This window comes from Streptomyces sp. NPDC085524 (assembly GCF_044541755.1).
In the GTDB taxonomy this organism is placed as follows: domain Bacteria; phylum Actinomycetota; class Actinomycetes; order Streptomycetales; family Streptomycetaceae; genus Streptomyces.
The window spans coordinates 77,009-88,571 of the sequence record NZ_JBITTH010000029.1 but is presented as its reverse complement, the minus strand read 5'-3'; the positions used below and the strand labels follow the sequence as shown (position 1 = coordinate 88,571).

Annotated in this window: 10 protein-coding genes and 2 pseudogenes; 9 read left to right on the top strand and 3 right to left on the bottom strand. The window is 69.5% G+C overall.

Features of this window, described 5'->3' with window-relative positions:
- Positions 1 to 38 precede the first annotated feature (38 nt).
- From ACIGFK_RS34280 to ACIGFK_RS34260, 5 genes and pseudogenes are all read left to right on the top strand, one after another.
- Positions 39 to 467, top strand: a complete 429-nt coding sequence (locus tag ACIGFK_RS34280; protein WP_376662265.1) for a DUF4240 domain-containing protein — start codon at positions 39 to 41, stop codon at positions 465 to 467.
- A 523-nt stretch (positions 468 to 990) separates the two neighbouring features.
- A complete protein-coding gene (locus ACIGFK_RS34275) occupies positions 991 to 1,683 on the top strand; it encodes an SMI1/KNR4 family protein (RefSeq protein ID WP_400054979.1) in 693 nt (230 codons plus the stop codon).
- 40 nt (positions 1,684 to 1,723) lie between these two features.
- Positions 1,724 to 2,472 (top strand): annotated as a pseudogene (locus ACIGFK_RS34270) (transposase family protein).
- Positions 2,473 to 2,973: 501 nt separating this feature from the next.
- Entirely contained in the window at positions 2,974 to 3,303 is a 330-nt protein-coding gene (locus ACIGFK_RS34265) for a hypothetical protein (protein WP_400054977.1), read from the top strand.
- A gap of 509 nt (positions 3,304 to 3,812) precedes the next feature.
- Complete coding sequence (locus ACIGFK_RS34260) at positions 3,813 to 4,922, top strand: alpha/beta hydrolase (protein WP_376661425.1); 1,110 nt, start codon at positions 3,813 to 3,815, stop codon at positions 4,920 to 4,922.
- Positions 4,923 to 5,991: 1,069 nt separating this feature from the next.
- On the opposite strand, the gene ACIGFK_RS34255 is transcribed toward ACIGFK_RS34260, so the two are convergent.
- Entirely contained in the window at positions 5,992 to 6,336 is a 345-nt protein-coding gene (locus ACIGFK_RS34255; RefSeq protein WP_400054975.1) for a S26 family signal peptidase, read from the bottom strand.
- Positions 6,337 to 6,951: 615 nt separating this feature from the next.
- Between ACIGFK_RS34255 and ACIGFK_RS34250 the strand changes: the two genes are divergently transcribed.
- Positions 6,952 to 7,770 carry a class I SAM-dependent methyltransferase gene (locus ACIGFK_RS34250; protein ID WP_400054973.1) on the top strand — a complete coding sequence of 273 codons (819 nt, stop codon included), beginning with the start codon at positions 6,952 to 6,954 and terminating at the stop codon, positions 7,768 to 7,770.
- Positions 7,771 to 7,917: 147 nt separating this feature from the next.
- Here the strand turns inward: ACIGFK_RS34250 and tpg are convergent, their stop codons facing one another.
- Positions 7,918 to 8,469 (bottom strand): telomere-protecting terminal protein Tpg, encoded by a 552-nt coding sequence (gene tpg, locus ACIGFK_RS34245; protein ID WP_400054972.1) that lies wholly within the window; start codon positions 8,467 to 8,469, stop codon positions 7,918 to 7,920.
- Between the two features lie 86 nt (positions 8,470 to 8,555).
- On the opposite strand from tpg, the gene ACIGFK_RS34240 reads away from it, so the two are divergent.
- The 3 genes and pseudogenes from ACIGFK_RS34240 to ACIGFK_RS34230 all read left to right on the top strand — a co-directional run bounded on the left by ACIGFK_RS34240 (position 8,556) and on the right by ACIGFK_RS34230 (position 9,959).
- The gene (locus ACIGFK_RS34240) at positions 8,556 to 8,726 is read left to right on the top strand and encodes a hypothetical protein (protein WP_400055004.1); all 171 of its coding nucleotides are present in this window, start codon (positions 8,556 to 8,558) and stop codon (positions 8,724 to 8,726) included.
- Between the two features lie 85 nt (positions 8,727 to 8,811).
- Positions 8,812 to 9,642, top strand: a pseudogene (locus tag ACIGFK_RS34235) (IS256 family transposase); the annotation flags it as partial.
- A gap of 155 nt (positions 9,643 to 9,797) precedes the next feature.
- The gene (locus tag ACIGFK_RS34230; protein WP_376661419.1) at positions 9,798 to 9,959 is read left to right on the top strand and encodes a hydrophobic protein; all 162 of its coding nucleotides are present in this window, start codon (positions 9,798 to 9,800) and stop codon (positions 9,957 to 9,959) included.
- 628 nt (positions 9,960 to 10,587) lie between these two features.
- Here ACIGFK_RS34230 and ACIGFK_RS34225 read toward each other — a convergent pair.
- Positions 10,588 to 11,466 carry a sigma-70 family RNA polymerase sigma factor gene (locus tag ACIGFK_RS34225; RefSeq protein WP_400054970.1) on the bottom strand — a complete coding sequence of 293 codons (879 nt, stop codon included), beginning with the start codon at positions 11,464 to 11,466 and terminating at the stop codon, positions 10,588 to 10,590.
- Positions 11,467 to 11,563 lie beyond the last annotated feature (97 nt).

Sequence of the window (11,563 nt, the reverse complement as noted above, 5' to 3'; positions counted from 1 at the left end):
AGTCAAGACTGTCAGACCCCTGCGGCATGGTCGCCGGTGTGAACGAAGATGCCTTCTGGCAGCTCATCGAGGACTGCAGGTCCACGGCACCTGACCCTGATGCCGACCTCCTTGCAGACACCCTGACCGAGCGGCTCGCCCAGTCCCCGTTGTCGCAGGTCATCGGCTTTGCCGAACAATTGTCATGGGCGCTCTACCGGCTGGACCGCAAGGAGTACGGACACGACCTGGGCGGAGACGCCTTCCTCTACACCCGTGCCGCGGTGGTCGCCGCTGGCCGAACCGTATTCGACAGCGTCCTCGAAGATCCTGCGGCTTTCACTCCTTACGCCACCGACCTCATCTGGGCCGAGCGCCTGCTCTACACACCGGACCGTGCATACAGACGCATCACCGGGGAGGAGTGGGACCGCGACACGCGCTACTCCTACGAGTCGTGCTCGAACACCGAGGGCTGGGCTGATTGAACGCCCGGGTCTGCGAATGGTGACGAGTTCCAGAGCTTTTGATTCACTTCACGGAATCCGTGCCTGAACCCTTGTTTGAGAGCCACTTCAGCGGTGGAATCGGGAGCCGCTGGCCGAGCTGCCGTCGTGTTCGCTGCTGGGCGCCGGTGGACCACGGTCTGCCGTGGTCCACCGGCGTACCGAAGTCACGACCGTGCGCAGTCGATGCCGAGTGCGGTGAGGGCTTCGATGTCGCCGGCTCGACGAAACTGAGCAGTCGTCATGCTGCTGACCTGGGGTTGTGTAGTTTGCGTGAGCGGGTTTCGCGATGGGTTGGCTCATTGAATCTGCGCAGAATCTGGGCTCCGCTAGTCGTCTGACCTGCGGTGTTGTCAGCCCGTGTGCGGTTGCGCAGGTTGGTTGAGCACTGCGCAGTTTCACTGATCCCCGACAGCGGCTATGGCAGAGGCAGCGTGCGCTGGGCGCCCATGCTCTGAGGGAAAATCTCATGTCGGTGTGGTGGGCGGCTCACTAGCGTGTGCCCATGAGTGCGGACACATGGGTCAGGGTGCGGGAGCGGGTGCTCCGGCTTGCCGAACACCCCAGGGCGGACAAGGTCTTTGGGGCGCGGGGCCATGGCTTTCGCCTTGGTCCGGTCATGGGTGAGGAGCAGATCCGGGCGCTGGAAGCGGACTTGGGCGTTGGTCTGCCTGAGCAGTATCGGAGTTTTCTGCTTCGTGTCGGGGGCGGGGGAGCGGGCCCGTACTACGGTCTGATGACATCGGTCTTGGGTGAGGGTGGGTGGCAGTGGCTCGGGATTGGGCTTCGTTGCGCTGCTCAGCCCACTACCGCGGAGTTCGCCGGGCGGCCGTTCGTGGCCGAGGTGCTGCAGCGGGAGCTCGCCGCGCTTGAGACACGGGAGCCCGCGCAGGAGGCCTTTGCGGACGATGACGAGTTCCGTCGCGCGTACGCGGCCTGGGATGCGCGCTACGGGGAGCTGGACGACGCTCGGGAGGCGGGTGCGGTTTTTCTCAGCGAGCAGGGATGCGGCTTTACGTCGGTGATGGTGATGGCGGGGCCGCACCGAGGTGCCATCTGGGATGACCGGAGACCGGTGGACGGTGGGATCGTGCCGACCGGGCATTACTTTGCGTACTGGTACCGGAGTTGGCTCGAGCGGACCGAGCAGCAGCTCGCTTTCACAGCTGCACCATCCCACCAAGGGGAAACGCTCTAAAGGGTGTTGCAGAAGGATGAGACTTGGGCATTTTGCCTGTATGGGTGGGGTGTTGCGGGCTGAGCCGGTGTGGGTGGAGACGTTCACGGACTTGCGGACGGAGCGGTTCGCGAAGCTGGTGAAGGTGGTGCGGGAGCGGGGCGGGAACGGGCCTGGTGGTGGCCGGCCGTGGTGCCTGCCTCTGGCGGACCGGGTGCTGCTGGTGGCTGTGTACTACCGAACGGACCTCACGATGCGCCAGCTCGCCCCGCTCTTCGGGATCTCCCCGGCCACCGTCTGCCGGGTCATCCAGCGAGTGCGTCCGCTGCTGGCGCTGGGATCGGCACCGCGGCCGGTCGCCGACGTGGACCTGTTGTGGATCGTGGACGGCACCCTCATTCCGGTCCGTGACCGCACGGTCGGTGCCTCGTCGCGGAACTACCGGTTCTCGGCGAACGTGCAGGTCATCATCGACGCCGACACCCGCCTGGTGATCGCCTCGGCCCTGCCGGCGCCCGGGAACAAGTAGTCGTCCCGGCGGCCGCGGCCGCCGGGACGACGGTGATCGCCGACGGCGCCTACCTGGGCACCGGCCTGATCGTCCCGCACCGCAAGAGGGCGGGCCGCCCGCTGCTGCGTGGGCAGGAGGAGGACAACGCCGAACACCGGCGTGTCCGTGCCCGCGTCGAGCACACCTTCACCCGCATTAAGACCTGGAAGATCCTCCGCGACTGCCGTCAGAGGGGCGACGGCCTCCACCACGCCGTCCAGGCCGTCGCCACCATGCACAATCTCGCCCTCACCGGGTGAAACAGCAGGTCAACGACCCACTCAGCCCTGCCCAAGACGGACCTTCTGCAACACCCTTTAGCAGGGCGAGGTGTCGCTGCTCTGGTGACAGCCGTGCCCACGTGTTGGCCTGCCGCTTGATCCACCTTCTGGGGCGTCGTCTTCTGAGAGCAGGCCGGGCTGGTTCTCGGTGTGAATGGGTGCCGGTGGCAGCAGGTGAGCGTCAACCTACTTGAGGCCGTTGGGCCTGGCTGCGCCCTGTAGGGCTTCGGATCCTGGCTGTCGTGGGGTGACCAGGCTGCTGTCATGGAGTGACCGGGTGCTGGGAGATCGGCTGCCATCAGCCCGCACATTCACACGCCCGTTGGGCCGGCTCAACCGGTCGGGCCGGATTCGCGTCCTTTTCCGCGGAGCGACGACGGCCTGGAGGGCATCATCGACACGTTCACCGACGAGCGCACGGGTCGGAACCCGCGGCCGGCCGGGGTCGTCCTGGTCCTGTTGGGCGTGGTGGAGGGCGTTGTGCTCACCGCCGTGTTCCTGACCGTGGTGTGGTGGCCCCGGACCGAGGTGACGTACCGCAGCGCCGCGCCCTCCTCGGTGGTCTACGCCGACGAGGTGCAGCACTACCTGGAACTGGTCCACCGGTACACCCCGTCCGGGCGGGACAGCTACCGGATCGTGGCCGGCCGGTACACCGGTGCCTCCTACGGACATTGGCTGGACGTCGACACCGCCGTGGCGGAGAAGGGCATCGAGTCCACGACATGGACGCAGGACGGAGTCCGCGTCCGCTTCACCACGGGCCACGAGGTGTTCGTCCCCGCCCGCTTCTTCATGTTCGGCAGGTGAGCCGGCGCGATCGCGCACCGTCCGTGCGGTGCGCGTGACCAGGGGGCGTCTTCGTGGGGGTACGGGCCCGGACAGGGGGAGGGTCTGGCCCCGCTGCCGGGACTACGCGCAGCGCCGCGACACCGCGACGGGCCCGTTGCGCGGGACGCTCGTACGCGGCCGGGTTCCGCAGGACTGCCAAGTCAGCGTGGTGGAGCTGGTGGCGGACGTCGGCGGGGAGTTCCGGATCGACGATCAGCGGGGGCACGGTGATCACGGATCCAGCCGGGTCGCTCATGCTCTTGCTCATCTCCGGTGTCCGATCCTCTCGGCCGGTCCACCGTTGCGGCGGCCGTCGCCGCCGTCCCCCGGGCCCCTATGGCCCGGCCACCCGCACCGTTCTGCAGCGGGTCGCGCCCTGACGAACCTCATGGCGCTTCGATGGAACCGAAATGCGGCCGTATCGATCTTTACCTGCGAGGTCCGTTCGAGACCGTGTTCGAGATCCTTCAGTCTGCGCCGGAGTCCGAGTGAAACACCGTTCCGCCACGCTCTGCGTGGCCTTCGTCCTGTCCGCCGTCGCCGCGCTGTCCGGCTGCTCCAGCGACGGAGATCCCGTCTCCTTTGCCCCGAAGGAGTCGGCGAAGCCGGGGGAGACCAAGGTCGCCAGTGACGTACGGATGCCGACCAACCCGCGTACGTGGGACCCGCAGAGGACGCTGGCGGACGGGACGCGGGTGGTGCACGTCGACCTGAAGGGGCCGAAGTCCGGCTTCACCGGCCGGGTGTGGGCCTGGGTCCCGAAACAGTACGACCGGCCCGAGTACAAGAACAGCGCATTCCCGGTCCTGATGGCGCTGCCGGGTGCCGTGGGCTACCCGACGAACTACTTCTTCTCCAAGGAGTTCCGCCTTCAGGAGCGGATAGGGGAGGCCGCCGACAAGGGCGAGAGCCTGCCCTTCATCGTGATCATGCCGGTCCTGAACGCCAACAAGGACACCTACTACGACGGCAGCGACATACCGGGGCAGCCCAAGATGGGCACCTGGATCTCGGACGACGTCCCGGACCTGGTGCGGGAGAACTTCCGCACCTACGCCGACCCGAAGGGCTGGGGCTTCTTCGGCTCCTCCTCCGGCGGCTACGTGGGCATGAAGATGGTGCTCCAGTACCCCGAGCGGTTCAGCGTGGCGATCGCCGGCGGGCCCGATGCGGCCCCCGACTCCCCGCTGTGGAACGGCCACCCGAAGGAGAAGCAGGAGAACAGCCCGGCCTGGCTCGCCGAGCAGCTGATCAAGAAGAGCGGCGGCGCGGGCGGTCCCTCGAACAGCCCGTCCAGCAGCGCCAAGGCCGACGCGAAGGCCGGCCCCAAGCCCAACAACAGCCCCGCGCCCTCGGCGGCGACCGGTCCCACCACCGGCTACAAGGTGTCGATCTCCTTCCTGATGGGCACGAAGGAGCCCAAGGCGGAGGTCGCGGCGCTGGACAAGCTCCGCCAGGAGATCACCAAGGGCCCGATCGAGACCAAGGTGACCTCCTTCGAGGGCGGCCACGACGGCTACAAGTACACGGACACCCTGTTCAACGGTGACCTGAAGTGGATGAGCGACCGGATGCGCGGCCCGGTCGCCGCGAAGTGAACCGTTCCGACGTCTCTGCCGCCCGAATGTGAGCCATCAAAGAGGATGGGACACGTGCCCACTGCGCGTCGGGGACCAGGTCCTGGCCGGCGGCCGCCTGGTCGCCATCACCGATCTGCGCTACCGCCACGGCGGCACCCGCACGATGATTCTGGCGGGCGGCCGCCTGGCCGTCGCCGAGCGCACGGTGCGCGTCTACCGCCCCCGCAGTGCCTGGTCCCCGGCTGCGTCCGTACGTGAAGGCGCGCGGCGGCCAAGGCTTGGGGCAGCCTCCGGTGTATGAACGATGGCGAGACAGCCGACGTCAGGGGCGACAGCATCGTTGCCCACCTGAGCGGGTCGGCCCCGGGGACGTCGACTCCGACGGCCTCGCATGGTCCCTGGTCTCGCGGGGCTGGCGGTGCCGGACGATATGGCGCCGTTGGATGCCGCGGCCGGGCGGTGGGTGCCGTACGTCGTGATGGATGCGGTGCACCTGCCGGCGGCGGGATGGCGTGAACTCCTGCAGCTCATACGGGCACTGCCGCAGGAGGAGCGGAGTTCCCGTTTTGCCCCGAAGCGGTTCGGACCCCTCACCGGCGGTCCGGGCGATTGGATCATCCGTATGCTCCGGTACCGCAATCTGGACTGGATGGGCATGGCGAAGACCCTGGCGGTCGTGACGCCCACCTACCTGTCGGCGGCCACTTACGGTGTGACCGGCGCTGGCCGCAAGGAACTGACGCCCCGCTTGGTGACGGACTTCGCGGCCCTGCTGGGCATCGACGCCCTCGAACTGGGCGCGCTGACGGGTGTCTTGCTGAGTGAGGTGCCACGGCCTCCGGCCGGATGCCGTGGATGCCGCGGCGCTGCTGTGGGAGGCGCGCCGGCTGTCCGCCACTCAGGCAGAACACGTCTCCGAGCTGGCGCGTTCCATGCGTGGGGACTCCCGCGGCGGGTACCTCATCAACCTGCCTGGACCGTGACGTCCACTGGCACTCGCCTGCAGGCCCCGGGCCGCAGTTGACCGCCCGGTCAGCGACCTACTGGTCACCGCAGGGCACGCCCCGACGCCGGGCCGATTGTGGGCTCAGTGAGGTGCTCGCAGGCCCAGGCAACCCCCGACGAGGGTGAGCAGCGCGCCCAGTGCGATCGCCCCGGCCACCACCAGAAGCCAGTTCGGCTTGGGGACGGCCTTTCCCCGGATGTCCGCGGTGTCGAACGTGCCGGGCCGGCCCTTTGGGAAGTCAATCTCGTATGACACGGCTCGGTTGTCGCCGAGGGCCACGATCCGGTCCTCGGGAACTCGGACATCGAAGGCCACGACCGAGGGCTGGCTCCCGGGCGCCAGGTACGGTTCGGCCAGAGGGTTCCCGTTGAGCATCAGTGTGCGGTCGCCGACCTGGTACGAGAGCCGGTCTCCGCCGACCGCCACAACGCGCCCTCCCACACTGGACCGTGCTGGCCGGCGGCCCGGCGGAGAGCACGACGACATCACCGCGGTGAACCCGGTCAGCACCGCACAGCTCATACCAGACTGCCGCGCCGCGAGGGGAGGACGGGGCCATGGAGTTGTCGGCCATGCTCAGGGCGTCGTACCCGCCCGGTGCCATGAACCGGCCGATGGCCACCAGCCCGACGAAGGCCATCACCACGCCGAACACCACCAGTACGATTCCCCAGATTCCCCGTCTGTGCCCCGGGCTGCAGCCTCGGTTCGAACTCGCCGTTGCGGTCCCGTGGCACCGCCAGCGTGAACCGGCCAGGGCGTCCGCAGCACACGTGGCGGCGCTCACTTCGAGCTGCGGATGGTGCTGCTGGAAGGCGTTCTCCGCGTCGAGGTGTCCGACGCGCGGGGGGACAGGAGGCCGACGGTGCGGCCGCACGTCTACCAGGCCGAGGACGGCTACGGGCTGCGGATCGTCGAGGCCGTCGCCGTCGGGTGGGGGGCCGGGACCGGCTGATCGGCAACACGGTCTCGGCGGAGCTGAGCCGTCGGTGATATCTCCTTCGGCAGGTGTTGGCGGCGGTTTGCCGATCGGGGAGGCGGATGACCATGCAGGGTGAAGTGGACCTGGCGCGCAGTCAGGTGTTCGGTGAGGTGGCCGAGCTCTACGACGCTGCTCGGCCCGGGTATGCGGATGCCCTGGTCGCGGAGGTGCTGGCGTATGCGGCCCTGGGCGACCGGGCGGCGGTGGAGATCGGAGCGGGGACCGGCAAGGCCACGGTGCCCTTCGCCGTCGCGGGCACGCCGCTGGTGTGCGTCGAGCCGGACCCGCGCATGGCGGAGGTGCTGCGCCGCAACACCGTGCACCATCCCGAGGTGCGGGTCCACGCGGGCGCGTTCGAGGACTGGCGGCCAGGCGGCCGCCGCTTCGGGCTGGTTTTCGCCGCCACGTCCTGGCACTGGACCGATCCGGAGCGGCGCTGGGACCTGGTGCACGCCGCCCTCGCGCCGGGCGGCGCGGTGGCGCTGTTCTGGAACCCGCAGGGCGTCCGCGATGGGGAACTGCACGCCGCCCTGGCGGCGGTCGACCGCCGCCACGGGATGGAGGGTGCGCCGCACGCCGAGCCGGCCTCCGCCTATGGCGAGGTGCCCGGGAGCTGGGCCGGACAGCCCGGATGGCCCGAGGAGGAGTGCCGGCTCGACGGCCGCTTCACGGATCTGCGTGCCGTCCGGTACCGGCAGGACCAGCACTACGACACCGGCCGCTACGTGGGATACCTGGCCTCGCTCTCGCGCTACCGCGTCCTGCCCTCCGGCCGGCGGGAGCGGGTTCTCGCCGAGACCGCGCAGGTCCTGGACGCCCACGGCGGCGGCATCGGCATGGCCCTGTTCAGCGACCTCTTCCTCACCCGGGCGCGGTGAGCGGTGTTCAGAGGTACTGCGCGAAGTCGTCCAGCACCCGCAGGGAGCGACGGGGGCCGGTCGTCTGGGACTGGCGGGAGCAGCGCGAGGCACTGGGCTAGAAGCCTGTGCGCTCTCCTGCTTCGCCGCTCGCTGGCGGCACACCCACTACGCGAGTCCGAACTCGATGAAGTCGACCTCCCTGAGCTTCACCTGGAGGGCATCTGCCCGCCTGCCCGCTGCCCGGAGGTAAACGTGTCCCAGCTCCCGGCCCAGGATCATCAGGTACTGCCGGTCCGGGGCAGCTGCCTCCCAGGCGGAGAAGAGTTCCCGGGCTACCTGGCCGGGCACCAGCGCCGTCAGGAGCCGGTGCCGCGGGTCGTGCGAGCCGCGGGCCCCTGCCGAGAACCCGAACCGCGCCCGGGTGTGCACCACCAGCCCCTGACGCTCCGCGGCGGCCCTGCGCCGCGCACGCACCACTGGCTGCCACCGAGCCCGTAGCCGTGTGTCGATCAGTGCCGCTCGCAGGGCAGAAGGCTTGGCCCGTGCCGCTGCCCTGCGAGCGGTCCACCGCTGGATCGTCCGCAGGGACACGCCCAACTCCCGCGCCACCGCCTGCTTGGAACCCTTCGCCCACCTGAGGAGCGAGGCCGGCTGCTGCTCCGTGGTCTCCGGTACCGGCCGCGTGTACAGCAGCCTTTCGAGCCCCGCCCCGATCACTATGACCCTCCACCCGCCGAGCAGCCGTCATGACGCGTCTCCCACGCATCGTGGCGCCGGGCGGATGGAATACCGATCCTCCTGCCATGAGGCGCCGAGATGCGGTAGAGGCACGGGCCAGCGACTGCGCCGACGCGGCCCCACCCGGCTTCCTGATGGCCCGTACGTTCGACGGACACCCCACCGAACTCGCCGAGTTCCACGGTCGGCGAGTCATCGCGAGCAATGCTCAGGACTTGTGGACCGGTTCCCGGTAGGGCACGCGGAGGGCGTACCTTCCCGAATGATCCTTAAGGTCTCCGAGTGGGCCCGCGTTGCAGCGAGGGTCGGGAAGGCGCGTCCGTGCTCAGCGTAGTCACCGACGACGGCTCCACCCAGTCCGTCTCCCTGATCGACGAGATCGTCCGCGAGGGCGCTCGCCGGATGCCGGCCGCCGCCCTGGAGGCAGAAGTCAACCAGTACATAGCCGAGTTGTCGGCCGAGACCGACGAGAACGGCCGACGCCTCGTGGTCCGAAACGGCCACCACAAGGCCAGGACCGTAGTCCCCGCCGCGGGACCGGTCGAGGTCAGGGCCCCGCGGATCAACGACCGCCGTGTCGACAACGAGACCGGCGAGCGCAAGCGGTTCTCCCTGAAGATCCTTCCGCCGTGGTGCCGCAAGTCCCCGAAGATCTCCGAGGTGCTCCCGCTGCTCTACCTGCACGGGCTGTCCTCCGGCGACTTCGTCCCGGCACTGGAGCAGTTCCTCTGCGGCACGGCTGGCCTGTCACCCGCGACCGTGACCCGGCTGACCAGGCAGTGGAGCGACGACCACGCCTCCTTCCAGAGCCGCGACCTGTCTGACCGCGACTTCGTCTACCTGTGGGCGGACGGCGTGCACCCGAAGGTCCGGCTCGGCCAGGCCCACTCGTGCGTCCTGGTCCTCCTCGGCGTCCGCCTGGACGGCACGAAGGAGCTCATCGCCCCGGCCGAAGGCCTGCGCGAGTCCACCGAATCGTGGGCCGACCTGCTGCGCGACTGCCGCCGACGCGGCATGCGCGACCCCGAACTGGTCATCGGCGACGGCGCCATGGGCCTTTGGCGGGCGCTGGCGGAGGTGTTCCCGACAGCCAGGCCGCAGAGGTGCTGGGTTCACAAAGCCCGCAACGTCACGAACTGCCCCCGATCAGCGACCGCAAACACCTTCCGCCGCCGACCGGGCGAACCGCGTACGGCACTCGACGGCGGGCTGCCGCTCCTACCCGGCTGCGCGCGTATGAACCGGGTAAAAGTCAGGTGCATGACCGTCGCGGAGGCGGGCAGCCGAGGCTTCGGAGGTTGATAACCATGGTTCCCCTGCTTCTCGTTCTCCTGCTGATTCTGATCCTGTTCGGCGTCGGTTTCGCGGTGAAGATCCTGTGGTGGATCGCGATCGCGGTGCTGGTGCTGTGGCTCATCGGGTTCGTGGCCCGGCCCAAGAACAGCAGCGGCCGCTGGTATCGCTGGTAGCCGGACGACACCGCTCGGCGCCATGCCATGCTGGGCCGCTTCCCTCATGCGGGGAGCGGCCCACCGCCGTGTGTAGTCCTCCAGCCGGCCCGGCTCTACCGAAGCCGCGGACGTGGGTGAGGTGTGTCGCTGGGGGTAGGTGCGGGTCAGCCGGGCCGGTCGTCGTGACGCAGCAGGGACCTGCTCACCTCCAAAGATCGGCGGCCGTCCCGGTCTTGACGCCCCGGGCCGGTGACCCGGGGCCGTGCCCCTGGCGGCGGACCTGCAGCGGGCGTGCACGCGGTGAGCGCGGCGAAGTTGGGGTTGCTCTATTGCCGCACCTGGCATCCGCGCGGCTACCCGCACCCTTGCCCACCCGCAGCTCCTCCTCGGCCCGCCACGACGGGACGGGCCAGCTGCCTGTGGTCGGCTGCACGGTCCCGCTGCGCCCGCACCATGCCAGCCAGGTCACAGTATGTGTAGGCAGCCGGCCCGGGCCACCTGTGGGGCGGCGGTACGGTTCCGCGACGTGGTGGGGGTCGCGTGACGTCCTGGCCCGTCCCTGCTGCGGCGGCCGGCCTCTGCGAGAGGGAGACGAGCATGGTGTCGCGGAGGACCTGGTGCTCGATCGGCACGCGTACCGAGATCCTCACGCCGGGCGCGGCAGGTCCATGAGTGCGAGCTTCGCGGGGTCGGTGACCGCGGTGATGTGCGTGATCCGGCCGTTGGTGACGGTGAAGGCGAGGAGGGAGCGCGGGAAGCCGTCCTCGTGCCAGGAGATGACGCCGGGGCGGTCACCCACGAGCGCCGCACGTCCCCGTGCGGCCGTACCGGCGGCCAGCTGCGCGCCGGCGGCGACCCGGGTGGCGCCGAGGACCACGATCTCCCCGCCGGGAGAGTCGACGGCCAGTTTCACGTCCGGGTCGAGCAACCGGAGCAGTTGCTCGAAGTCGCCGCCGCGGGCCGCCGCCAGGAAGGCCTGGACCACCTCCCGTTGCCCTGCTTTGAGCCCTGCCGGCCGTTCGGCCGCCCGGACCTTTCCGCGGGCGCGGCTGGCGAGCATCTTGGCGGCGGCGGTGGACTTCCCGAGGACCGTGCCGATCTCGTCGAATGGGACGGCGAACAGGTCGTGCAGCACGAACGCCAGCCGCTCGCTGGGCCGGAGCGATTCGAGGACGACGAGGAGCGCGAGGCCGACCGAGTCGGCGAGTACCGCGTCCTCCTCCGGGGCGGGGCCGTCGTCGAGCGTCACCACGAGTTCTGGTAGCCGGTCCTGGCAGGACGCCAAGGGACGGGCCTGGCGCGAGCGCAGGACGTCGAGGCTGATCCGGCCGACCACCGTGGTCAGCCAGCCGGCGAGGTTGTCGATGGCCGCCGGCCCCTGACGCGAGAGCCGCAGCCACGCCTCCTGGACGACGTCTTCGGCGTCGGCGTGCGAGCCGAGCATCCGGTAGGCGACCGCACGCAGCCGGTCGCGCTGGGACTCGAACGCCGCGGCTATCGGGGCCAGGGTGCTGCTGTCGGACATGTTGTTACCTTCCTCGGATCCGCTCCGTCATGGGTGATGACGGGCCCGAAGGGGCTCAGGTAACCGATCCCTCTGCGGTAACGCAGACCGACAGACG